The organism is Comamonas testosteroni ATCC 11996, assembly GCF_000241525.1.
Taxonomy (GTDB): Bacteria; Pseudomonadota; Gammaproteobacteria; order Burkholderiales; family Burkholderiaceae_C; genus Comamonas; species Comamonas testosteroni.
In genome coordinates this window covers 331,244-354,464 of record NZ_AHIL01000029.1, presented here as the reverse complement: position 1 = coordinate 354,464, position 23,221 = coordinate 331,244, and the positions used below count along the sequence as shown (strand labels likewise).

At 62.6% G+C, this 23,221-nt stretch carries 21 protein-coding genes and 2 tRNA genes; 11 read left to right on the top strand and 12 right to left on the bottom strand.

The window, feature by feature from the left end; genetic code table 11:
* Positions 1 to 101: 101 nt before the first annotated feature.
* Positions 102 to 1,883: a putative bifunctional diguanylate cyclase/phosphodiesterase gene (locus tag CTATCC11996_RS13120; protein WP_003076796.1), complete on the bottom strand. Its 1,782-nt coding sequence runs from the start codon at positions 1,881 to 1,883 to the stop codon at positions 102 to 104.
* Positions 1,884 to 2,101: 218 nt separating this feature from the next.
* Positions 2,102 to 2,587: an NINE protein gene (locus tag CTATCC11996_RS13115; protein WP_034349141.1), complete on the bottom strand. Its 486-nt coding sequence runs from the start codon at positions 2,585 to 2,587 to the stop codon at positions 2,102 to 2,104.
* 282 nt (positions 2,588 to 2,869) lie between these two features.
* Between CTATCC11996_RS13115 and rpsP the strand changes: the two genes are divergently transcribed.
* From rpsP to CTATCC11996_RS13085, 6 genes are all read left to right on the top strand, one after another.
* Entirely contained in the window at positions 2,870 to 3,124 is a 255-nt protein-coding gene (rpsP, locus tag CTATCC11996_RS13110) for a 30S ribosomal protein S16 (RefSeq protein WP_003058210.1), read from the top strand.
* A gap of 102 nt (positions 3,125 to 3,226) precedes the next feature.
* Complete coding sequence (gene rimM, locus CTATCC11996_RS13105) at positions 3,227 to 3,796, top strand: ribosome maturation factor RimM (protein WP_034349024.1); 570 nt, start codon at positions 3,227 to 3,229, stop codon at positions 3,794 to 3,796.
* A 52-nt stretch (positions 3,797 to 3,848) separates the two neighbouring features.
* Positions 3,849 to 4,628, top strand: coding sequence for a tRNA (guanosine(37)-N1)-methyltransferase TrmD (gene trmD / locus CTATCC11996_RS13100; protein WP_003076791.1), 780 nt, complete (start codon positions 3,849 to 3,851; stop codon positions 4,626 to 4,628).
* Positions 4,629 to 4,765: 137 nt separating this feature from the next.
* Positions 4,766 to 5,152: a 50S ribosomal protein L19 gene (gene rplS, locus CTATCC11996_RS13095; RefSeq protein ID WP_003076790.1), complete on the top strand. Its 387-nt coding sequence runs from the start codon at positions 4,766 to 4,768 to the stop codon at positions 5,150 to 5,152.
* Positions 5,153 to 5,264: 112 nt separating this feature from the next.
* A complete protein-coding gene (locus CTATCC11996_RS13090; RefSeq protein WP_034349137.1) occupies positions 5,265 to 5,963 on the top strand; it encodes a CoA pyrophosphatase in 699 nt (232 codons plus the stop codon).
* A 47-nt stretch (positions 5,964 to 6,010) separates the two neighbouring features.
* Positions 6,011 to 6,994 carry a CobD/CbiB family protein gene (locus CTATCC11996_RS13085; RefSeq protein ID WP_003076788.1) on the top strand — a complete coding sequence of 328 codons (984 nt, stop codon included), beginning with the start codon at positions 6,011 to 6,013 and terminating at the stop codon, positions 6,992 to 6,994.
* Positions 6,995 to 7,142: 148 nt separating this feature from the next.
* Here the strand turns inward: CTATCC11996_RS13085 and CTATCC11996_RS13080 are convergent, their stop codons facing one another.
* From CTATCC11996_RS13080 to CTATCC11996_RS13065, 4 genes are all read right to left on the bottom strand, one after another.
* On the bottom strand, positions 7,143 to 8,033 hold the full coding sequence (locus CTATCC11996_RS13080) for a lytic transglycosylase domain-containing protein (RefSeq protein WP_003076785.1): 891 nt from the start codon (positions 8,031 to 8,033) through the stop codon (positions 7,143 to 7,145).
* 116 nt (positions 8,034 to 8,149) lie between these two features.
* Entirely contained in the window at positions 8,150 to 9,136 is a 987-nt protein-coding gene (gene rsgA, locus CTATCC11996_RS13075) for a ribosome small subunit-dependent GTPase A (protein WP_003076783.1), read from the bottom strand.
* Positions 9,137 to 9,141: 5 nt separating this feature from the next.
* Positions 9,142 to 9,480 (bottom strand): 4a-hydroxytetrahydrobiopterin dehydratase, encoded by a 339-nt coding sequence (locus tag CTATCC11996_RS13070; RefSeq protein ID WP_003076782.1) that lies wholly within the window; start codon positions 9,478 to 9,480, stop codon positions 9,142 to 9,144.
* A gap of 19 nt (positions 9,481 to 9,499) precedes the next feature.
* The gene (locus CTATCC11996_RS13065; protein ID WP_034349021.1) at positions 9,500 to 10,801 is read right to left on the bottom strand and encodes a M48 family metallopeptidase; all 1,302 of its coding nucleotides are present in this window, start codon (positions 10,799 to 10,801) and stop codon (positions 9,500 to 9,502) included.
* 30 nt (positions 10,802 to 10,831) lie between these two features.
* On the opposite strand from CTATCC11996_RS13065, the gene orn reads away from it, so the two are divergent.
* Both orn and CTATCC11996_RS13055 read left to right on the top strand, forming a co-directional pair.
* Complete coding sequence (gene orn, locus CTATCC11996_RS13060; RefSeq protein ID WP_003067823.1) at positions 10,832 to 11,440, top strand: oligoribonuclease; 609 nt, start codon at positions 10,832 to 10,834, stop codon at positions 11,438 to 11,440.
* Between the two features lie 283 nt (positions 11,441 to 11,723).
* Entirely contained in the window at positions 11,724 to 13,850 is a 2,127-nt protein-coding gene (locus CTATCC11996_RS13055; RefSeq protein ID WP_003076774.1) for a DEAD/DEAH box helicase, read from the top strand.
* Positions 13,851 to 14,030: 180 nt separating this feature from the next.
* Here CTATCC11996_RS13055 and CTATCC11996_RS13050 read toward each other — a convergent pair whose 3' ends face one another.
* The 6 genes from CTATCC11996_RS13050 to CTATCC11996_RS13025 form a co-directional block, all read right to left on the bottom strand.
* Positions 14,031 to 15,263 carry a multidrug effflux MFS transporter gene (locus CTATCC11996_RS13050; RefSeq protein WP_003076772.1) on the bottom strand — a complete coding sequence of 411 codons (1,233 nt, stop codon included), beginning with the start codon at positions 15,261 to 15,263 and terminating at the stop codon, positions 14,031 to 14,033.
* A 159-nt stretch (positions 15,264 to 15,422) separates the two neighbouring features.
* Positions 15,423 to 15,498: transfer RNA gene (locus CTATCC11996_RS13045), tRNA-Lys, on the bottom strand.
* A gap of 48 nt (positions 15,499 to 15,546) precedes the next feature.
* A tRNA-Lys gene (locus tag CTATCC11996_RS13040) sits at positions 15,547 to 15,622 on the bottom strand.
* Positions 15,623 to 15,701: 79 nt separating this feature from the next.
* On the bottom strand, positions 15,702 to 16,580 hold the full coding sequence (locus CTATCC11996_RS13035) for an NAD(P)-dependent oxidoreductase (protein ID WP_003076770.1): 879 nt from the start codon (positions 16,578 to 16,580) through the stop codon (positions 15,702 to 15,704).
* A 199-nt stretch (positions 16,581 to 16,779) separates the two neighbouring features.
* A complete protein-coding gene (locus tag CTATCC11996_RS13030) occupies positions 16,780 to 17,757 on the bottom strand; it encodes a GMP reductase (protein WP_003076768.1) in 978 nt (325 codons plus the stop codon).
* Positions 17,758 to 17,956: 199 nt separating this feature from the next.
* Positions 17,957 to 18,604 carry a TetR/AcrR family transcriptional regulator gene (locus tag CTATCC11996_RS13025; RefSeq protein WP_003076766.1) on the bottom strand — a complete coding sequence of 216 codons (648 nt, stop codon included), beginning with the start codon at positions 18,602 to 18,604 and terminating at the stop codon, positions 17,957 to 17,959.
* A 106-nt stretch (positions 18,605 to 18,710) separates the two neighbouring features.
* Here CTATCC11996_RS13025 and CTATCC11996_RS13020 point away from each other — a divergent pair, with 106 nt between their 5' ends.
* The 3 genes from CTATCC11996_RS13020 (at position 18,711) to CTATCC11996_RS13010 (ending at position 23,093) form a co-directional block, all read left to right on the top strand.
* Positions 18,711 to 20,207, top strand: coding sequence for an efflux transporter outer membrane subunit (locus CTATCC11996_RS13020; protein WP_003076765.1), 1,497 nt, complete (start codon positions 18,711 to 18,713; stop codon positions 20,205 to 20,207).
* A 125-nt stretch (positions 20,208 to 20,332) separates the two neighbouring features.
* Positions 20,333 to 21,505 carry an HlyD family secretion protein gene (locus tag CTATCC11996_RS13015; protein WP_003076763.1) on the top strand — a complete coding sequence of 391 codons (1,173 nt, stop codon included), beginning with the start codon at positions 20,333 to 20,335 and terminating at the stop codon, positions 21,503 to 21,505.
* A gap of 7 nt (positions 21,506 to 21,512) precedes the next feature.
* Complete coding sequence (locus CTATCC11996_RS13010) at positions 21,513 to 23,093, top strand: DHA2 family efflux MFS transporter permease subunit (RefSeq protein ID WP_003076761.1); 1,581 nt, start codon at positions 21,513 to 21,515, stop codon at positions 23,091 to 23,093.
* Positions 23,094 to 23,221: the final 128 nt, after the last annotated feature.

The window sequence follows — 23,221 nt, the reverse complement described above, 5'->3', positions numbered from 1 at the left end:
GCGTACTCCTTGATTGATAGCTGTTGACGCTTGTCGATCAGGGGCTGAACGGAAAAAGGGCTTCGCTTTGCGAAGCCCTTTTTTATGGCTGAAACACGGTGTCAAGCTGCAGCTTCCTGCAGACTGGATATGGCCTGCCGCTGCAGCAGCGATCTGAGTTGGCCGACCGGTGCCGGGGGACTGAGCAGATAGCCCATGAAATGTTCGCAGCCATATTGCGCCAGCAGGGCACGCTGCTCCAGGGTCTCCACCCCGACGCCGACTATCGTCATCCGATGGCGGGCGGCCAGAGCGATGGCCGCCTGCACGGCGGCCTCGGCGGCATTGTTGGGGCCCAGGCGTTGCACCAGAGAATGCGAGAGCTTGAGCTGGTTCAGGGGGAGCTGCTGCAGTGCTTCCAGCATATTGGAGCCGCCACCAAAATCGTCGAGTGACAGCCGTACTCCCATGGTGCGCAGGCGGGTGAGTGTGGGCACTATATCCGCGTACGAAGGACTCAGGGCTTGGGTGGAAAGCTCCAGCAGCAGCAAGGCTGGGTCGACCCCTGTCTGGCTGATGATGCCCTGCACCTGCTCGGCCAGATCGGCTTGCCTGAGCTGCCTGGCGCTGATGTTGACGCAGATGGGCAGCCTGCCCAATTGCTGCTCGGCTTTCCATCGGGCCAATTGCTCGCAGGCGGCTTGAATGCTCCAGCGGCCCAGCGGAACGATGATGTCGGTCTCCTCTGCCACCGAAAGGAAGATGCTCGGTGGTACGAGTCCGCGTCTGGGATGGCGCCAGCGCAGCAGGGCTTCCAAGCCGTTGACGTCGCCGCTGGCGGAATATTGCGCCTGGTAATGCAGCTCGAACTGGCCGAGGCGCAGGGCTTCGCGCAGCTCTTGCTCCATGCGGTGGCGATCATCGGCCAGGATGCGCTGTTCGGGGCTGAAGAAGTGCAGGCCGCGGGCTTCCTCGTCGCGCAGACGGTACATGGCGCTCTCTGCCTGCTGCAGCAACTCGGTGGCGGAGCGGGAGTGGGGGCCGAACAAAGTGGCGCCGATATTGGCCTCCAGCATCGCGCGTTTGTTGCCGAGTTGGTAGCTGCCGTTCAGGCTTTCCTGCAGACGCTCTCCCAAGCGCTCCACCAGCACCGTGGTCACTTCGATATCCGGGGATAGATCCGAAACCATGATGACGAAACGCTTGGCATCGAGTCTGGCCACGGTATCGCAAGAGCGTACGCAGGCTAGCAGGCGCTGTGCGATGTTCTGTGCCAGGCCGGGCGGGCTCTCGCCTGTGCCGGCGGACGAGCCCGCCACCGGCCCCATGTCTATGGTCAGCAAGGCCCCGCGCCAGCCCGTGCGCTCGGACTGAATCATGGCCTGGGACAGTCTGTCCAGCAGCAGGCGCCGGTTGGGCAGATTGGTCAGCACATCGAAGAAGGAAAGGCTTTCTGCCTCGTTGCCATGAGGCAGCAGTTCCTTGCAGGCCAGCACGGTGTAATTGGCAGATAGGGCGTGAGCTGACAGATTGAGCTTGCGTCCATCGGGCAACTGAAACTGGGCATTGACCTGCTGGCGCGCAATCAGGGCTTGATGACTCCCAGCGATATGACTCAGAGCCGGTGCAGCGCTTGCCGGAGCTGCGGTTGCGGCAGCTTGCAAAGCGGCTTGCAGAGGTATGCCGACCTTGAGGGTGGCGGCCAGCCAGGGAAATAGCTGCAGGTAACCATCATTCCAGCGCTGGGCCCGGTTCTGGGCATCCAGCAGCACATAGCCGCTGCTGGTCTGTTCGAGAATGCGGAAAAGCTGTTCTCCGTACACGCCCACCAGACTGGTGGCAGCTGGAAAGGAGTTTTGCCCATGCACTTCGGATCTGGCAGACTTTTCGTTGGTTGCAGACATAAGACCTCTTCGGACTGGTGCAGCAAAGCCGTCGTAGTGCGAAAACTGCTTGGATGCAGCCTTTGCAAGATGTTCGTCAGTTGGGCATTGTGAGTTCTGTGGAATCGGCAGGCTGCGCTTTGCGTCCAGCAGCTGAAAAATTAGACTTTTGCTTACAAAAGCGGCAAGGCCGAAGCCGCTTCGGCGTGGGCGAGAACCCCTGGTGCAGAGTGCTGCAGCTACTGAGAAATCTTTCGCGCCTCTTCAACCTGATATTCGAAGTAGTGCTGGAAGCTGTAGGCGATGCTGGCCATCAGCACGGTGGCCCCCAGCATCAGGGACAGGCTTACGGCAAAAATCGTGGCCCATTGGGTGCGTCCGGCAGGTGCGTCGGCCTCTATAGAGGGATTGAAGAGCCGGTTCCAGTTTCCTTGCTCCATCAGGCCATAGAGAATGGCGCGCAGGGCACAGCCCGCGATGGTGAAGCCGAGAAGGGGGATCAGCAGCCAGCTCAGCCTGTCGTCCTGCCCCAGTTGCTGCACGCGCTCGATGCCGTAGATGCCGAGTGCCGTGGGAATGGGCAGCAGCCAGCCCAGCCAGTCCCCAAGGCCGTGCAGGTAAAAGCGATGCAGCCCCAGAGGCCCGCCGATCAAGGCCAGCCAGGCGGCCATCGTCTTGTTTTTGGGGCGAGGGGCCGGGGTGGAGGCGGGAACAAGTTGGTTCATGGTCTGGTGCGCAGGCAGAAAACGAAAGAACCCGTCCATTATTGCCTTCGCGCGAAATGCGGGGCTCAGGGCAATTGCGGTTCACTTTCAGGGAGTCCTCTTTGCCGGCTATGCCCATTTATCGTTGCTATAGGCAGCTTTGACAGAACTCGATATAATTTCCGGTTTTACGGCGTGTCGCTGGCCGGGTGGTCATGTCGCGTGTCTCAAACGCTGTAAGAAAACCTGCGCAGCTGGTCAAATTTTTGATGGCACTGGCTGTAACCACCCGAAGGAAACATCATGGTTGTTATTCGTCTCTCCCGCGGCGGCTCTAAGGCTCGTCCCTTCTACAACATCGTTGCAGCTGACAAGCGCGTGCGTCGCGACGGTGCTTTCATCGAACGTCTGGGTTTCTACAACCCTAGCGCTCGTGGCGCCGAAGAAGGCCTGCGTCTGGCTCTGGACCGCGTGAACTACTGGAAGAGCGTTGGTGCTCAAACTTCCGATACGGCTGAACGCCTGATCAAGGAAGCTGCAAAGAAGGTTGCTGCCTAATTTAGGCGGTCGCTCTCTAGGCACCTTTACCAAAGCGGGTTCCGTTGGCTTGCCTGACGGGACCCGTTTTTTATTGAAATTCTGCATTTTTCTGCTGATCCCATGAGTCACATGCCTGTTCTTCAAGCCACGAGCTTGCCTGCTGATGCCATTGAAGTCGGTCGCATTGCCGATGCCTGGGGAATCAAGGGCTGGTTCAAGGTTCATGCCTTCAGCAGCGCCCCGGAGGCCCTGTTTGCCGCCAAGGACTGGTTTTTGCAGCCTGCCGAGAAAGGCGCCAAGCATTTCACGGGCACCGTGGTGCTGCCCGTCAAGCAGGCCCGTTTCCATGCCGACACCATTGTGGCCACCTCGCTTGAGGTCGCTGACCGCAACGCTGCCGAGGCTTTGCGCGGTGCCCGCGTCTTTGTGGCGCGCGAGCATTTTCCCAAGACCGAGGATGGTGAGTTCTACTGGGTGGATCTGATGGGACTGAACGTGGTCAACCGCGAAGGTGTGGCCCTGGGGGTGATCAAGGACTTGATGGCCACCGGCCCGCAGACCGTGCTGGTGCTGGGCTATGAACAGGACGGCAAGGAGCAGGAGCGTCTGATACCCTTTGTCGATGCCTATGTGGATTCGGTGGATCTGGCCGGCAAGAAGATCGTGGCCGACTGGCAGCCCGATTATTGAGCTAGAAAGCTTTTTTGCTATTTAGTTTGTAGCTGAAATCGCTTTTATATCAATGCGCTTCGACATTATTACGCTGTTCCCTGAACTGTTCGCTCCATTTCTTGAGAGCGGGGTGACGCGTCGTGCCTACAGTTCGGGCCAGGTGGCAGTGCATCTGTGGAATCCGCGTGACTGGGCTGAAGGCAATTACCGCCGTGTGGATGATCGACCGTTTGGCGGCGGCCCCGGCATGGTGATGATGGCCGAGCCGCTGCAGCGCTGCCTTGAAGCGATTCGCTCGGCACGCACCGAGGCCGATGCCCAGGAGCAGGCCGAGCCTGCGCCTGTAGTGCTGTTCTCACCCATAGGTACGACTCTCAAGCATGCTGTGGTGGCCGATTGGGCCGAAAGCCGGGGGGCGGTGCTGCTCTGCGGCCGCTATGAGGGCATTGACCAGCGTTTTATTGATAGAAATGTCACTCATCAACTGAGTCTGGGTGACTTTGTGCTTTCGGGCGGCGAGCTGGCAGCCATGGTGCTGCTGGACTCTTTGGCGCGTCTGCAGCCCGGTGTGCTCAACGATGAAGGCAGCTTTCAGCAGGACAGTTTCAATCCTGCGCTTGACGGCTTGCTGGACTGCCCCCACTACACTCGCCCCGAAGTCTGGAATGAGCAGGAGGTGCCGGCCGCGCTGCTCTCCGGTCACCACTCCAATATCGAGCGCTGGCGTCGCGATCAGCGCCTGCGCATTACGGCCGAGCATAGGCCAGAGCTGATAGAGCAGGCCCGCAAGCAGGGGCTGCTCAATGCCAAAGATGAGGGTTTTTTGGCAAAAACAGCGTCCAAGCTATAATTGCAGGCTCTTTGATCCTCTATCCGGCCGCTGCAAGGAAATGGCGGAGCCGCTTCGGCAGCTCGCTTAATGCAGCAATAGCACCAATCCCGGTGCTTGCCAATTCTGGCGCGGACAAGATCAAGGTGGACTAAATCATGAATCTGATCCAGACCCTCGAGCAAGAAGAAATCGCTCGCCTGAACAAGACCATCCCCGAATTCGCCCCCGGTGACACCGTCATCGTGAGCGTGAACGTGGTGGAAGGTAGCCGTAAGCGCGTGCAGGCTTACGAAGGCGTGGTGATTGCCAAGCGTAATCGCGGCCTGAACAGCGGCTTCACAGTGCGCAAGATCTCCAGCGGCGAAGGCGTGGAACGTACGTTCCAGACCTACTCTCCCCTGATCGCCAAGATCGAAGTCAAGCGTCGCGGTGATGTGCGTCGTGCCAAGCTGTACTACCTGCGTGAGCGCAGCGGCAAGTCTGCTCGTATCAAGGAAAAGCTGCCCCAGCGCGTTAACAAGACTGCTGCTGCAGCCGTGTAATACGCGTATCGGAAGCGATTCCGTAAAAGCCGCTACAGTTCGCTGTGGCGGCTTTTTTTATGCCGGCCTTGGCTTTGTGATTCTTGCTTCTGGTTTTTGGCTGAACACCTACATGCCTGCAACTGATAATTCTTCGCTCCCCGTGGTGGGCATTGTTGATCCGCGCAAGGCTCGCCTTCTGGGCATCGATAGCCAGTTGCCGGCCGTGCCGCTGGCTGCACAGACGCCTCAGGCCTTGCGCACGCGCTTTGCCCAGCCGCCGCTGTGGCTGCCCGAGGCCATGCAGGAAAAGCGCATCACTGCCAGGCCGCCTTCTGACGCGGCCGTGCTCGTGCCCATCGTCATGCGCGAGCAGCCCACCGTGTTGCTGACCGTGCGTTCGGCCGGGCTGTCCACGCACTCGGGCCAGGTGGCATTTCCCGGCGGCAAGCGCGACCCGCAGGATGTCTCGGCCGAGGCCACTGCGGTGCGCGAGGCGCATGAGGAAGTGGGACTGGCTCCCAGGAATGTCGAGGTGCTGGGTCGCTTGCCCATTTACGTGACGGGGACGGCGTTTCACATCACCCCTGTGGTGGCGCTGGTCCATCCGCAGGTCAGTTATTTCCCCAATCCTGGAGAAGTGGCTGATCTGTTTGAGGTTCCCCTGTCGTATCTGCTCAATCCCGCACATCATGAGCGTCACGCCATGCTGTGGCAGGGGGTGGATCGCGAATGGTTTGCCATGCCCTATCAGGATGGTGAGCAGCAACGTTATATCTGGGGGGCAACAGCGGGCATGTTGCGCAATCTTTACCGTTTTTTGGCGGCTTGAGACAGCAGTTGTAACGAGCCGACAAACAGCGCCGCTATGATGAAGCAATGAGCTTTTTTGCCATCCTGATCGCACTGCTGCTGGAACAGGCGCGCCCGCTGGCCCGCTCCAATCTGGTGCAGGCCGGTTACCGCGCCTGGACAGTGACCGTACGCAGCAACTTCGATGCGGGCAAGCCCCATCACGGCTGGCTGGCCTGGGCCATGGCCGTGCTGCTGCCCAGTCTTATCGTGCTGGGCATATTCTGGGCGCTGATGGAGTTCATTGGCTGGCCTGCAGCCATGCTGTGGAATGTCGCGGTGCTCTATGTCACGCTGGGCTTTCGCCAGTTCAGCCACCATTTCACGCGGATTCGCGATGCGCTCGATGCCGGCGATGAATTTGCCGCCCGTCAGGCCCTGGCCGACTGGCAGCAGGTCGATGCCAGCGAGGTGCCACGCAGCGAAGTAGTGCGACATGTCATCGAGTACTCGGTGCTGGCAGCACACCGTCATGTGTTTGGCGTGCTGTTCTGGTTTTCGATTTTCTCGGCTCTGGGGCTGGGGCCGCTGGGGGCCATCCTCTACCGCATGGCCGAATATCTGTCGCGTGCCTGGTCGCGCAAGGGGGCGGAAGGCCTTCGGGCACCGACCAGCGAGCGTTTGCAGTCCGCCGCAGCCAAGGCCTGGTATGTGATCGATTGGCTGCCGGCGAGGCTGACGGCACTGTCCTTTGCCATGGTGGGCAGCTTTGAGGAGGCCATAGACAACTGGCGCGTCTATGCCCAGCGCTTTCCCAATGACAACGATGGCGTGATTCTGGCAGCCACTGCGGGTGCCATCAATGTACGCCTGGGGGGCGAGGCCTTGCGCCGCCGCGATGCGGCTGACGGTGAAGAGGGCGACGATGCACAGTGGACGGGCAGCGATGTCACTCCGGGGCGAGAGCCGGAAATGGCTCATCTTCGCAGTGTGGTGGGGCTGGTCTGGCGTTCGGTTGTGGTCTGGCTTCTGCTGCTGGCCTTGCTGACATTTGCCCGTCTGCTCGGTTGAGCACCCGGACATTGCCTTCTGCGTGGCAGCAGCTTGGCGGCATGAGCGCTCCAGCCGCAGCGGGTCACCGAAGTCCTGTGCTGGGCAGTGCCATATGCGAAGGTGGCTCAGGTGCGACGGGTATGCCGGGCGCTGTTCAAGGGGGCCATCAGCGAGCAGGGCGCTCGTGGCGCTTGGCGCGATAGAAGCTCAGTATGCGCCGCACATATTCACGCGTCTCCGCATAAGGAGGCACGCCGCCATACTGCTGCACGGTTCTCTCGCCCGCGTTGTAGGCGGCCGATACCAGTGCCACATCGCCCTCGAAGCGCTCCAGCAGCCAGCGCAGGTAGGCGAGGCCACCACGCACATTCTGCTCGGGATTCCAGGCATCGCGCACGCCAAAACGCTCGGCAGTCTCGGGAATGAGTTGCATGAGGCCCTGAGCGTTGCGCGGCGACAGCGCCTGTGCCTCGAAATTCGACTCCGAGCGCACGATGGCCAGTGCCAGCCGCGGATCAATCGAGAAGCGTGGCGCGAGGCGTTGCACCAGCTCGGCCATGCGCCGCTTCTGCCTGGGCAGACTGCTCACATAGCTGGCCACCACTTCGTGGGGCACGGCCTCCTGGCCGGAGTCGGTAAACTCCTGCGGCGGTGCATCCCCCTGGGTCAGGCAGTCGGGCAGCCGGTCGCCGGGCAGCTTGCCGGCCAGCAGCAGCTGGGCTTTTTCATGTCCGCGCTGGGCGGCCAGAGCCAGCAGCGTCGTGCCTGTGGCAGGGTCGGGCGTCATGCCTCGGCCCAGCAACAGCAGCCGGCCCAGCCGGTATTGGGCCTCGAGACTGCCATAGCGTGCAGCTGCGCAATAGCGCTGCGCTGCGCGCCATGGCTGCCGGCTCTGCTCGGCCTTGTAGCCTTCTTCGATCCAGCGAGACAGCGTGGGCGGCTCGTCCTCCCAGCTGGGGGCGGACTCCGTGCCCTGGGCCCAGGTCAGGCCCATGCCTGCAGACATCACTAAGGCGATGGCGGCGAGCAGGCAGGGCTGAAAAATTCTGGGCTTCATGACGTGAACACCGGGTTGTGGCCGGCAGCCAAGCCAGGCGGCGGCGGGCGCGCATCGGGCTTGGGATGGCCGGCGTGGCAAACACTGAATAGCTCTCAAAGAGCGCAGCATTGCGCTCAGTAGCGCGGTTCCTGACTCAGTTCCTCGAACAGCTCGCCATAGATCCGGTAGCGGTTGGCGCTGATGGCGTGAGGGCTGTCCTGCGCTTCGACCTGGGCCATGACGGCGCAGCCAGGCTCATGCAGATGGGTGCAGTTGTAGAACTTGCACTGGTCTGCCAGCGCCCCGATGTCGGGCATGCAGGCGGCCAGTTGCGTGGCGGCAATGTGATAGAGGCCGAACTCCTGAAATCCAGGCGAGTCGATGATGGCGGTGGTGCGTGCCTCATCCACCCAGTACAAGGTGGTGCTGGTGGTGGTGTGCTTGCCGGTGTTCAGCGCTTGCGAAATTTCGTTGGTCGCCACCTTGGCATCGGGCAGCAGCAAGTTGATCAAGGTGCTCTTGCCTACGCCCGAAGGACCGAGAACCAGTGTGGTCTTGCCTTGCAGCAGGCCGATGATGGCGTCGCGATCTTCATCGTCCGCATCTTCCAGCGACAGCGGCAGCACCATATAGTGCGGCGTGGTGTCCGCTGTATCGCGCATGGTCCGGTAAGGCTCCAGCCGCTGCCAGGCTCGCAGGAAGGGCTCTTCCAGGTCCATCTTGTTGAGCGCAATGATGGGCTTGATGTGCGCGGCCTCGGCGGCGATCAGCGCACGGGCGAGCTGCACTTCGCTGAATACCGGCTCGGCGGCTATCAGAATCAGGAGCTGGTCCAGGTTGGCAGCAAAGGTCTTGGTGCGGATGTCGTCCTGGCGGTAGAAGACGTTGCGGCGCTCCACGATTTTCTCGATCGTGCCTTCATCGCCCTGGCCGGGTGGGGGAGCGAGCCACTGCACATGGTCGCCCACCACGGCCTGGCTTTTCTTGCCGCGCGGATGGCAGATGCGGCGCTCGCCGTCCGGGGTCTCGACCACGCAGTGGCGGCCATAACTGGCGACCACCAGGCCTGTCTGGGTGCCGCCTGTTGCTTGGGCGCCTGGGCGCCGTCCTTGTTTTGCCATAAGGATCAGGCCGGATTCAGCAGTGCTTCGATGCGGCGTGCGCAGTCGATGTCGGTCTCGGAGATGCCGCCCACATCATGGGTGTTGAGGCTGACCTTGCAGCGGTTGTAGCCGACTTCCAGATCGGGGTGGTGGTCCTGCTGATGGGCAATCAGGGCCAGCGCGTTCACAAAGGCCATGGTCTCGTAGAAGTTCACGAAACGGAAGGTCTTGCTGATGGCCGCAGGGCCGGCCGACAGCTCCCAGCCCTCAAGGGCTGCCAGTTGCTCTTGCACTTGCTCTGTGCTCAAGGCGCTGCGCTTGAGTTGGGACCAGTCTTTGTGTTGCAGTGTGGGTGTGCTCATGTCTGAAACCGTTGTGGTGTTACAAGCTGCCTGCGGGAGCCGGCATGCGCGCCAGGCGATCCACGGCAGGAGGGTGTGAATAGTAAAAGCTCACATACCATGGATCTGGCGTGAGTGTGGAGGCATTGTCCTCGTAAAGCTTGAGCAGTGCAGAAGCGAGCTGTGCACCGTCGGCCTGCTGCATGGCATAGGCATCGGCCTCGAACTCGTCGCGGCGCGACATGGCCGACATCAGCGGCGTGACGAAGAAGCTGAAGACCGGCACGGCCAGCATGAACAGCAGCAGTGCCAGGGCATTGTTTTCTGCAGCCACGTCGATGTTCGGACCCAGCAGCACCGAGACTCCGAGTCCCGTGTAGAACCAGAGCTGCTGGCTGAGCCAGCCCAGCAGCGCAAAGCCCAGCAGCGAGGCGCCAAACATCAGGACCATGCGCTTGCTGATGTGCTTGTGCTTGAAGTGGCCCAGCTCGTGAGCCAGCACGGCTTCGACTTCGCCGGGGCTGAGCTGCCTGAGCAGGGTATCAAAGAAGACCACGCGCTTGGAATTGCCGAAACCCGTGAAATAGGCGTTGGCATGCGCCGAGCGGCGGCTTCCGTCCATCACGAACAGCCCTTTGGCCGCAAAGCCGCAGCGCTCCATCAGCCGGGTCACGCGGCTCTTGAGGCTTTCATCGGCCAGCGGCTCGAACTTGTTGAACAGCGGTGCAATAAAGCTGGGGAAAATCCACATCAGCAGCAGATTGAAAGCCGTCCAGGCACCCCAGGCCCAGAACCACCACAGCGGCCCGGCCCCGCCCATGAGCCAGAGAATCAGGGCTGCCAGCGGCAGGCCGATGATGGCTGCCACCAGCGTCGACTTGAGCAGATCGCCCAGCCACAGGCCTGGCGTCATCTGGTTGAAGCCGAAGCGCTGCTCCAGCCTGAAGGTCTGATAGAGCGACAAAGGCAGCTCGATCAGGGCCGAGATCACGGCAAAGCCGGCCAGCAGCGCTAGTTGCTGCCACAGGCCGGGGCTGATGAACTCCAGCAGCCAGCGGTTGAGCCAGTCCAGCCCGCCCAGCAGCGTCCAGCACAGCAGCACGGCGGCCGACAGCGTGATGTCGATCAGCGACACCTTGGCCTTGGCCAGCGTGTAGTCGGCCGCCTTCTGGTGGGCCGCCAGGCTGATCCGATGGGCGAATGCCGGCGGCACGGCGCCGCGGTGGGTGGCCACATGGCGCACCTGGCGTGAAACAAGCCACACACGCAGCAGCCATTGCAGGGCCACGGCCGTCGCAAACAGCAGCGAAAGTGCCAATGTGAAATCTAGTTGGGAAGCCATGTATTGGCAGTGTAGGCGACAATTTACGCCATGTCTGAAGCTTCCTGTACGAATTCCGTCAGCGCCGCACCCGTGGCCGCTACCCCACCGGTTCTGCCCAAATCCGATCTCAATATGGTGTGGCTGGACTGCGAAATGACGGGGCTGAACCCCGACCGCGACCGCATCATCGAGATTGCCGTGGTGGTCAGCAGCTCCGATCTGCAGATTCGCGTCGAAGGCCCGGTATTTGCCATTCATCAGTCCGACGAGCTGCTGGGCGGCATGGATGCCTGGAACAAGGGCACGCATGGCAAAAGCGGCCTGATCGACAAGGTCAAGGCCTCGACCATCAGCGAGGCCGAGGCGGAAGCCGCGCTGATTGCCTTTCTGGGCAAGTACGTGCCCAAGGGCAAGACGCCGCTGTGCGGCAACAGCATTGGCCAGGACCGGCGCTTCATGGAGCGCTACATGCCCAAGCTCAACAATTTCTTTCACTATCGCAATATCGACGTGAGCACGCTCAAGGAGCTGGCCAAGCGCTGGAAGCCCGAGGCCTATACCTCCTTCAAGAAGGCGCAGCGCCACACGGCCCTGGCCGATGTGCATGAGTCGATCGACGAGCTGCAGCATTACCGTCAGCAGCTGCTCAGTGTCTGATGGCGCGGTGGCGGGGCGGTATAGCCCTGCCACTTGCGGGAAAACCCGGTACATGCGACAATGCAGTGCTTACCCGATCAATGGGTAATTTTTGCGCATCTCCATCACACACCGGGTTCTTACTTGCGTGCAACGGCCTGCATACAGCCGACACGACAAGCCATAACGCCCATCTGCCCCGTTTTGCGAACGGGCCAGTCAAAGTCTGACGGTGGATGTTGATAACCAACCGTCAAAGAAGCGAGCAGCACGCTGACTGCGTCGCTTTTTGCGTGAGCTATTCATGACAGAAAACTCCCTGGAGCAGGGCCAAGTGGCCGCTGCTGATATTGCTTTGTCTTCGCCTGAAATCGATTCCCGTCTGGACGCCATGCTGGCTGACATGGACGCAGAAGACGCTGCTGCTGAAGAAAACACCGCAGAAGAAACTGCTGCTGAAGAAGTCCCTAATGGCTTCGTTGAACTGGGCCTGGCCCCAGAGCTGGTTCAGGCTGTGGCCGACCTGGGCTACACCCAGCCCACACAAGTGCAGCAAAAGGCCATCCCTCTGGCCATGGGCGAAGCCGCTGATGCCAGCGGTTTCATCGACCTGATGGTGTCCAGCCAGACCGGCTCCGGCAAGACTGCCGCCTTCCTGCTGCCCGTGCTGCACACCCTGATTCAGCAACGCGCTCAAGCCGATGCCGAAGCCAAGGCCGAGTTCGAGCGTCTGTGCGCAGAAGCCACCGCCAAGGGCGAGCCTCTGCCCAAGCGCAACAAGCGCAAGGACCCTACCAACTCCCGCAACTTCAAGGCTGCCGTACCCGGCGCCCTGGTGCTGTGCCCCACGCGTGAGCTGGCCCAGCAGGTGGCGCATGACGCCATCGAGCTGGTCAAGCACTGCCGCGGCATTCGCATTGCCAACGTGGTGGGCGGCATTCCTTACCAGCTGCAGATCGCCAAGCTGCAGAACGCCGATCTGGTGGTGGCCACTCCCGGCCGTCTGCTGGACCTGCAGCGTTCCATGCAGATCAAGCTGGACAAGGTGCAGTTCCTGGTGGTCGACGAAGCCGACCGCATGCTGGATCTGGGCTTCTCCGACGATCTGGCTGAAGTCAATCAGATGACTGCCCAGCGCAAGCAGACCATGATGTTCAGCGCCACGTTTGCACCCCGCGTGCAGCAGCTGGCCATGCGCGTGATGCACGACAACGGCTCCGGCGTGAAGAAGGTGACTGTTGATACGCCCCAGGAAAAGCACGCCAACATCAAGCAGGCGCTGTTCTGGGCTGACAACATGCAGCACAAGCGCAAGCTGCTCGACCACTGGCTGCGTGACAGCAGCATCAATCAGGCCATCGTGTTTGCGTCCACCCAGGTGGAATGTGACGGTCTGGCCAACGATCTGCAGCAGGACGGCTTCTCTGCCGTGGCCCTGCACGGTGCTCTGAGCCAGGGTCTGCGCAACCGCCGCCTGATGGCGCTGCGCAACGGTCAGGTCCAGATCCTGGTGGCTACCGATGTGGCGGCTCGTGGTATCGACGTGCCCACCATCACCCACGTCTTCAACTACGGCCTGCCCATGAAGGCCGAGGACTACACCCACCGTATCGGCCGTACCGGTCGTGCCGGCCGCGAAGGCGTGGCTGTGACGTTTGCGGAATTCCGCGACCGTCGCCGCGTGTTCGATATCGAAGGCTATACCCGTCAGCAGTTCAAGGCCGAGACCATTCCCGGCATGGAACCCCAGCAGCGCTTCCCGGCAGCGGGCGAGCGTGACGGTCGCCGTGGCGGCGGCGCAGGTGGTCGCGGTGGCTTCGGTGGTCGTCGTGATGGCGAAGGCTACGGTCGCAAGTCCGGCTTCGGCAGCTTCGGCGGCGGCCGTGGCAATGATCGCGGCGGCTTCGGTGGCGACCGTGGCGGTGACCGCTTCGGTGGCGATCGCGCCGGTTTTGGCGGCGCTCCTCGCGGTGATCGCTTTGGCGATCGTGGCGAGCGTGGTGCGGATCGCGGCTTCGGCGGCGGTCGTCCCGGCTTCGGTGGCGAACAACGCCAGGAGCGCAGCTTCGAGCGTCGTGATGACCGCGGCAGCTTCGGCGGCGGCGATCGTGGCGAGCAGCGCGGCGGCTTCCGCGGTGGCGAATCGCGCGGCTTCGGCGGCGGCGAATCGCGTGGCGGCTTCGGTGGCGGCCAGCGCCGTGAAGGCGGCGATTTCGGCCGCAAGAGCTTCGGCGGTGGCCGTGAAGGCGCTCATGCAGGCGCTCCTCGCGAAGGCGGTTTCCGCGGTGGCGAATCGCGCGGCTTCGGCGGCGGCGATCGTCGTCCTGCCTTTGGTCAGGGTGCCGGCAAGCCTTACCAGCCTCATGGCGAACGTGGTGGCGAGCGCAGCTTTGAGCGCAAGCCCCGCGCACCGCGTCGCGACGAGCGTTGATCGCTGATTCGGGCTGCGGCCCGAAGCATGAAAAAAGCCGGCTCTTGAAGCCGGCTTTTTGTTGCCTGTACAGGGCTGGAATCTTGATTAAAAAGTGAGCGGATAGCGCGTGCTATTCATAGATTTCAGATGCTTTTTAATCTGAAATCTATGAATTACGTGCGGTAGATGCTCCTTTTTTTAATGCTCTGAGGCATGGCGGCCGATGTCCGGCCAGTGGTGGTGCAGATAGATCCAGGCGACCAGGCCGATCAGCATCATCAGAATCGAGCCCGTGGCCAGCAGTGCGGCCGAATGCATGACCAGCGGCGCAATCACGCCGGCCACAAAGCCGTTGGCCACCGAGCCCACCACGGCCTGTAGCGAAGAGGCCAGGCCGCGCCGCGCAGGGTGGATGTCCAGCACCAGCAGCGTCACCACGGGCACCATCAGCGCCCAGCCGTAGGCGAACAGGCTGATGGGAATCAAGGCCCAGCTCACATGCGCGGGCCAGATCAGATTGGCCACCAGATTGATGATGGAGGTCACGCACATCACCAGAAAGCCATGGCGGATCTGGCGCTTGGGCGGGATGCGTCCGGCCAGGCGGCCGCTGGTCCAGCTGCCGGCCATGATGCCGCCGATGGTGGCAATGAAGAACCAGAAGAACTGCGTGGGCTCGAGCTGCAGGATATCGCCCAGAAAAGCCGGCGCCGACAGCAGATAGAGAAACATGCCGTTGAACGGAATGCCGCTGGCCAGGGCCAGCAGCAGAAAGCGCGGGTCGGTGAGCAAGATGCCATAGCCCTGCATCAGCGGTCTGAACTGGAAGGGCTGGCGCTTTTGCGGCGGCAGCGATTCGGGCAGAAACTTGACGTTGATGAGCCAGAGCAGCACGCCCACGATGGTCAGGAACCAGAACACGGCCTGCCAGCTCAGGTGCACGAACAGCCAGCCGCCGATCACCGGAGCCAGTGCCGGCGCCACACCGAAGAAGATGGTGATCTGTGCCATCACGCCCTGGGCCTGAGTCGGCGGAAAGATGTCGCGCACGATGGCGCGCGAGACCACGATGCCGGCACCGGTGGACAGGCCCTGCAGCGTGCGGAAGATCACCAGCTGGGTGATGTTCTGCGACAGCGCGCAGCCGGCCGAGGCGATGGTGAACATCACCAGTCCCCAGAGGATGACGGGGCGGCGTCCGAAGCTGTCGGCCAGGGCGCCATGAAACAGGTTCATGAAGGCAAAGCCCAGCAGGTAGGCAGACAGAGTCTGCTGCATTTCTACGGGAGTTGCACCCAATGCCTTGGCAATGCCCGAGAAGGCGGGAATATAGGTGTCAACCGAGAACGGGCCCAGCATGCCGAGGATGGCAAGCAGCATGGCCAGAGTCCAACGCGGTCCGCGCCAGAACGTGGAGAGGTCGTTTTGCATAGTGAGTCTTGGGCGAGCAAATACTGCCCGGGGATATCTGCATGATGCCTGATATGGCGCGACTCCGATGTCGGCGCCCATGCTTTTGCAGATTCGGCGGCGCCCAGGCACGGCCAAGAAAAAAAGCCAAAGTTCCTGAGAACTTTGGCTTTTGAATTTTGGTGGGCCCTGAGTGATTCGAACACTCGACCAACGGATTAAGAGTCCGCTGCTCTACCAACTGAGCTAAGAGCCCGCCGGATAAACCGGAGGATCAATCTGAAGAATCAGACTGAAGAAATTTTGGTGGGCCCTGAGTGATTCGAACACTCGACCAACGGATTAAGAGTCCGCTGCTCTACCAGCTGAGCTAAGAGCCCCACACAACGCCTGCGCTGCAAGCGAGACCGCAATTATGCGCTAATTCTGGAGGGCTTGCAGGAAAACCCGCAGGTTTTTTTAATCCAGTGCGTTGCGGCGTTGCAATTCCACGAACAGGCCCGCCTGGTCCAGGTCGCCCAGGCCGTTTTTCACGCCCTCGGCATAGAGCTGCTCCAGCAGGCCGGTGATGGGGGCATCAAAGCCGACTTCCTCGGCCGTGGCGATGGCGTTGCGCATGTCCTTGAGCTGCACTGTCATGCGCCCGCGTGGCGCAAAGTCGTGCTTGACCATGCGCTCGCCATGCACTTGCAGGATGCGGCTGTCGGCAAAGCCGCCGGAGATGGCTTCACGCACCTTGGCCGGGTCGGCGCCGCCGCGTTCGGCCAGCAGCAGGGCTTCGGCCACGGCACCGATGGTGATACCCACGATCATCTGGTTGGCCAGTTTTGCCAGCTGGCCTGCGCCATGCGGGCCCACATGGGTGGCACGACCCAGCGCCGCAAAGACGGGCAGGGCATGCTCGAAATCCGCAGCTTCGCCACCGGCCATGATGGCCAGGGTGCCGGCTTGCGCACCCAGCGTGCCGCCAGAGACGGGTGCATCCAGATGCCGCACGCCCAGCGCGGCAAGCTTGCCGGCATGTTCACGCGCCTCGCGCGGCTGGATGGAGGCCATGTCGATGAACAGCGAGCCCTTGGGCAGGGCATCGGCCACGCCCAACCCGAACAGCACTTCGCCCACGATGGCGCCGCTCTCCAGCAGGCTCACGGCAAAGTCCACGCCGCGCACGGCATCTGCCGCGCTGTCGTGGATGCTCGCGCCATCGGCAGCCAGCGGCTCGGCCTTGGCGCGGGTGCGGTTCCAGACGTGGACCTCATGGCCGGCCTGGGCCAGGCGGCGGGCCATGGGCAGGCCCATCATGCCCGTGCCCAGAACTGCGATCTTCAATGTGTTCATGGCGTTGTTTCCCTGGAGCTTTTATGAATGACGACATGCTAAGCCCTGACGAAGGCCGCAATCGCGGCCATGATCACAGATCAGTTGTGCGCGCGGGATGCAGAAAAAAGGAAAGCCAGAAACAACAAGGGCAGCCTGAGCTGCCCTTGATGCTTTTTTTGGAGGTTCACCTTCGCGCTGGTGAGTCGCGCCTGGCGGCCTACATCAGCAGATGCTCGCCGGCGTTGTCGCCGCCGAGGATGACGTAGTTGACCTTGCGGATGTCCATGAGCTTGGTGCCGCCTGAGTAGCTGATGGAGGACTGCACGTCCTGCTGCATCTCGACCAGCGTGTTCATCAGCGGGCCCTTGACGGGCTCCAGAATGCGCTTGCCTTCGACATGCTTGTACTCGCCCTTGTTGAAGTCGGAGGCCGAGCCGTAGTATTCCTTGAACAGCTGGCCATCCACTTCCACGGTCTTGCCGGGCGACTCTTCATGGCCGGCAAACAGGGAGCCGATCATCACCATGGTGGCGCCAAAGCGTACGCTCTTGGCGATGTCGCCGTGGCTGCGGATGCCGCCGTCGGCAATGATGGGCTTGGTGGCCACGCGGGCGCACCACTTGAGCGCCGACAGCTGCCAGCCGCCTGTGCCGAAGCCGGTCTTGAGCTTGGTGATGCACACCTTGCCGGGGCCCACACCGACCTTGGTGGCGTCTGCACCCCAGTTTTCCAGGTCGATCACGGCCTCGGGCGTGGCGACGTTGCCGGCAATCACGAAGGCCGCAGGGATCTTGGCCTTGATGTAGGCAATCATGTTCTTCACGCTCTCGGCATGGCCGTGGGCAATGTCGATGGTGATGTATTCGGGGCAGATGCCGTCGGCCACGAAGCGGTCCACCGTCTCGTAGTCCGGCTGCTTGACACCCAGAGAGATGGAGGCAAACAGTCCCTTGGACTGCATGTCCTTGGTGAAGGCCACGTTGTCGATGTCAAAACGGTGCATCACATAGAAGAAACCGTTTTGTGCCAGATAAGTGCAGATCTTCTCGTCCACCACCGTCTTCATGTTGGCGGGCACTACAGGCAGCTTGAAGCTGCGGTTGCCCAGCACGACGCTGGTGTCACATTCCGAACGGCTTTCCACGCGGCACATGCGGGGCAGCAGAAGAATGTTGTCGTAGTCGAAGATTTCCATGGTTCCAAGCTCCGGAAAAGGTCACGGCGGGAATCTCACCCACCTCAATTTTCAAGGATAGGCGCTTGGCTTGGAGCCCGGTTTCTGGCAGTGCCGGCATGCAGCAGGCAAAAAAAACCGGACCTCAAAAAACTTGGGCCCGGTGATTGATTCTATACGGCGACGGCGCAAATCGTATGTTCCGACATCGTTATGAGGGTTATAAGGATTTTCTTATAGCGTCACTTTTGCCCTGCGTCTCACCGGGTGTGCCATAGGCCCGCATGAAGGCATCCACGGCGCGCTCGGTGCACAGGGCAATCTCCTGCGCAGTAGGGGCGGGCAGGTGCTGGAACATGAAGCGCGGCAGCAACTCGGCTTCCAGCAGCGCCAGCAGATGATGGCGCATGACCTCGGTGTCGGCATCGCGCAGCAGGCGGCGCTCTATGCCCTGCTGCAAAAAGGCATTGATGGCGACGTTGCCGCGCGCCGGCCCCATGTCCCAGCAGCGCTGGCCGATATTGGCGCGCCCGCCTTCGGAGACCAGCAGGCGGCGCACGGCCATCACCTCCGGCGAATACAGCAGGCCCAGGAAACGCTGGCCGAAGTTGCGCAGCGTCTGCGCCGCATCGTCATTGCCGGCCTGCAGCGCCAGCATGGTGTTCTGGAAGTCGGCCTCGGAGGCCTGAAACATCACCTCCAGAAACAGCGCTTCCTTGGACGGAAAGTAGTTGTAGAGCGTGGCCTTGGAGCCGCCCAGTCTGGTGCAGATCTCGGACATGGAAGTGCGCTCAAAGCCCAGTTCGCCAAAGGTGGCCGCTGCAACGTCAATGATGGCCTGTCGCTTTTCTTCCGTTTTGGTGCGCATGGGGCGAAATGTCCTGGGGCGGTTGTGATGTCTTTCAGTGTAGCGCTTGCGATCTCAAACGCTGGAAACATATACTGTACCGTACAGTTCATTATTAAAGTATTTCATGACTCAATGCATAGCCGCCGCGCCGCAGAGGATCCGGCGTGGGCGCCATGGCTGGTGGGTTCTGGGCTTGCCTGCGCTACTGGCAGCCTGCGCCCAGGTTCCCGAATGGGAGGGCAAGGCCGTATTGGCGCAGCCCGTGCCCGAGACTCTGCAGGCTGCAAAACATGCTCCGCCCATGGACTGGCCCACCCAGCAATGGTGGCAGCGCTATGGCGATGCACAGCTCGATCAGCTGATCGCCCAGGCCCTGGAGGGCGCTCCCGATATGGCGGCCGCCGCAGCCCGCGTGCAGCAGGCCAGGGCCATGCTGGGAGTGAGCGAAGCGGCCTCTGCGCCGCAGCTTTCCGCCCGCGCCTCGGTCAGCGAGGACAAGCTCAGCTACAACCATCTGACGCCAGAGGCTTTCGCGCCGCGCGGCATGAATGACTATGGCCGCGCCACGCTGGACCTGAGCTGGTCGCTGGACCTGTGGGGCAGGCAGCGCGCCGCCGTGGCCGCCGCTGCCGGCGAGCTGGCAGCGCGCGAGGCCGATGCAGCCCAGGCGCGTCTCGTGCTGTCCAGCAATGTGGCCCTGGCCTATGCACAGCTGCTGCGCCTGGCCACCAATGCGCAGACGCTGGAGCAATCGGTGCAGGTGCGCCGGACCACGGCCGAGTTGTTTGAGCAGCGCTATGCCAACGGGCTGGAAAACCAGGGCAGCGTGCATAGCGCCAGGGCGCGTCTGGCAGCCGCGCAGGCCGAGCTGGCACAGATGCAGGAACAGGTCGCCCTGCAGCGCAACAGCATTGCTGCGCTGATGGGAGCTGCTCCCGATCGTGGTGCGGCCATCGTGCTCGATGCCAGGCGCCTGCAATCACCGTGGCAGCAGCAGTGGGCCTTGCCGCAGCAGTTGCCGGCGAATCTGCTGGGCCGTCGCCCCGATGTGGTGGCCGCCCGTCTGCAGGCACAGGCGCAGGAGTCGCGCGTGGCATCGCAGCAGGCCGAGTTCTATCCCGATGTGAACCTCAGCGCCTTTGTCGGCGTGCAGTCGCTGGGCCTGGACATGCTGACCCGAAGCGGCTCCGGCATCGCCAGCGTGGGCCCGGCCATCAGCCTGCCGATCTTCAATGGCGGCCGCTTGCGCTCGCAGCTGGGTGCCGCGCGTGCCCGTTATGACGAGGCCGTGGCCCAGTACCGCAGCACGCTCAACCGGGCCTTGCAGGAGGTGGCGGACAACGCCGTCAGCCAGCGAGCACTGCAGCAGCAGCTGACGGCCATGCAGCAGGCCGTGACGGCCGCCACCGAGGCGCATCGTGTGGCGCGCAACCGCTATGAGGGCGGTCTGGCGCGCTATCTCGATGTGCTGTCGGCGGAAGACCAGCTGCTCGCCAGCGTGCGCCAGCTGGTCGATGTGCAGTCGCGCGCCCTGACGCTCGATATCGGTCTGCACCGCGCACTGGGCGGCGGCTGGAGCGAGTCCGCCGGCGCCTCTGATGCGACCGTGCCAGAGGCCTGAGCCTCTTTCCAGAACTGAATCACGACTTACGCAAAACAGGTTCGGGCAAGACGACTGCCTCAGCAGGCAGGCCGTGATTGCAGTCTTGTTTGCGTGACTCCCATGAATATTTCCGAGGTTTTTGTATGACTGAAAACGCTTCTTCCGTGAGCGCCAATCCTGCTGTGCGCGAACAGCGCCGCAACCGGCTGCTGGCCGGGCTGGCAGGCGTGGTGCTGCTTGCCGGTGCGGCCGCCGGCGCCTATTGGTGGCTGCATGCCTCCCATTTCGTCTCCACCGACAACGCCTATGCGGCGGCCGAGGTGGCACAGGTCACGCCGTCCATAGGCGGCACGGTGCTGGAGGTGCTGGTCAGGGACACCCAGGCCGTCAAGCAAGGCGATGTGCTGGTGCGCATCGATCCCACGGACGCCAGGCTGGCACTGGCCCAGGCCGAGGCCGAGCTGGCCCGCGCCATGCGCCGCGTCAAGGGCTATGTGGCCAATGATGGCGGCCTCAAGGCCCAGGTGACGGCGCGCGAGGCCGATGAAAAGCGCGCGGCCGCGCAGCTGCTGGCGGCCGAGGCCGATATGGAGCGTGCCACCATCGATTTGCAGCGCCGCCAGGCCCTGGCCAAGAGCGGTTCGGTCTCAGGCGAGGAACTGACGCAGGCGCAGAACGCTTTTGCCGCAGCCAAGGCGCAGCTGGCATCGGCCGTGGCCGCGCAGGCCCAGGCCAGGGCCAACCGCGAGGCCGCCATTGGCGCCAAGCAGGTTAACGCCACCTTGATCGAGGGTGCGGATGCCCAGACCAATCCCGAGGTGCAGCTGGCGCAGGCGCGTCGCGACCAGGCACAGGTCGATCTGGATCGCAGCACGGTGCGCGCTCCCGTCGATGGAGTGGTGGCCAAGCGCAGCGTGCAGATCGGGCAGCGCGTGCAGGCTGGTGCGCCCTTGATGACGGTGGTGCCGGTGCAGCGGATCTATGTGGATGCCAACTTCAAGGAGGGCCAGCTGGGCAAGGTGCGTGTGGGCCAGCGCGTGCAGCTGCAGTCCGATCTGTACGGCAGCGATGTGAAGTACAGCGGCACTGTGGTGGGCTTCAGCGGCGGCTCCGGCTCGGCGTTTGCGGCCATTCCCGCGCAGAACGCCACGGGCAACTGGATCAAGGTGGTGCAGCGCCTGCCGGTGCGCATTCAGCTCGATGCCGCCGAGCTGGCCAGGAACCCGCTGCGCGTGGGCCTGTCCATGCAGGTGACGGTGGACACCCGCAGCGGCCCTGCCGACGCAGCTGGCGTGGCGACCACGGCCGCGCAGTGAGTGCCTCATGAGCGATCACAACGCAAGTGCGGCCGCAGCGGCCGATGCGCCGGCCGTACCCATGGCAGCCGGCATGGTGCCGCTGACGGGGGGCACGCTGTGGCTGGCGGCCCTGGTGCTGGCCGCGGCCAATTTCATGGCCGTGCTGGACATGACGGTGGCCAATGTCTCCGTGCCCAGCATCGCCGGCAATCTGGGCGCGACCACCAGCCAGGGCACCTGGGTCATCACCAGCTATGCGGTGGCCGAGGCCATCACCGTGCCGCTGACCGGCTGGCTGGCAGCGCGCTTTGGCGCGGTGCGCGTGTTTGCCACGGCCATGGGCTTGTTCGGTCTGGCATCGCTGCTGTGCGGCCTGGCTAATTCACTGGGCATGCTGGTGTTTGCGCGCATCTTGCAGGGTCTGGCCGGCGGCCCGCTGATGCCGCTGTCCCAGTCGCTGCTGCTGCGCATCTTCCCGCCGCGCATGGCGCCTGCGGCCATCGGCCTGTGGTCCATGACCACGCTGATCGCCCCCGTGCTGGGCCCCATCGTGGGCGGCTGGATCTGCGACGAGTACACCTGGCACTGGATCTTTCTGATCAACATCCCGGTGGCCCTGGTCTGCGCGTTTGCGGTCTGGCATCTGGTCAGGCGCTACGAGCAGCCGCTGCTCAAGAACCCCATAGACACCGTGGGCCTGATTCTGCTCATCGTCTGGGTGGGTTCGCTGCAGCTGATGCTGGACGAAGGCAAGAATCTGGACTGGTTTGCCTCTCCCATGATCGTGGCGCTGGCTGCGGTGGCCGTGGTGGGCTTTGCGGCCTTCATGATCTGGGAGCTGCATGCCGAGCACCCGATCGTGGATCTGCGCGTCTTCAGGCACCGCGGCTTTTCCATGGCCGTGCTGACCATCAGTCTGGCGTTTGCGGCCTTCTTCGCCGTCAATGTGCTCACGCCGCTGTGGCTGCAGAGCTTCATGGGCTACACGGCCACGCTGGCGGGTCTGGTCACGGCATGGACGGGGCTGTTCGCGCTGTTCGTGGCGCCGGCCGCCGCGGGGCTGGCGGCCCGGGTGGATCCGCGCCGGCTGATCTTTGGCGGCGTGTTCTGGATGGGGGTGATCACCTGCTGGCGCGCGTTTGCGACCACGGACATGGGCTATTGGGACATCGCCCTGCCGCTGATGTTCATGGGGCTGGGTCTGCCGTTCTTCTTCATACCGACCACCGGGCTGGCGCTGGCCAGTGTGGAGCCGCAGGAGATGGACAACGCGGCCGGTCTGATGAACTTTCTGCGCACCCTGTCGGGCGCGGCCGCGGTCTCCGTGGTCAACACGGCCTGGGAGAACGGCACGACGCGCAAGCATGCGGATCTGGTGGGTTTGAGCGATGCCAGCGGCGAGGTGCTGCACGGGCTGCAGCAGTCGGGCATGAGTGCCGATGCGGCGCTGTCGGCCCTCGATCAGCTCATCACCAGCCAGAGCGTGATGCTGGCCACCAATCAGATCATGTTCATCATTGCGGGCGGCTTTGTGCTGGCGGCCTGCGCGATCTGGCTGGCACCGAGGCCGAGCCGCGTGGTCGAGCCCGGTGCGGGCGGCCACTGAGTGTGAGTACCGTGGCTTGAATGAATTGATAGCTGCTTGCGCTTGATATCCATGAATTTCAGATATGAAAGTATCTGGAATCAATATGCATCAAGCGCAGGCAGCTTTTCTTTCAGGAGCATGATGCC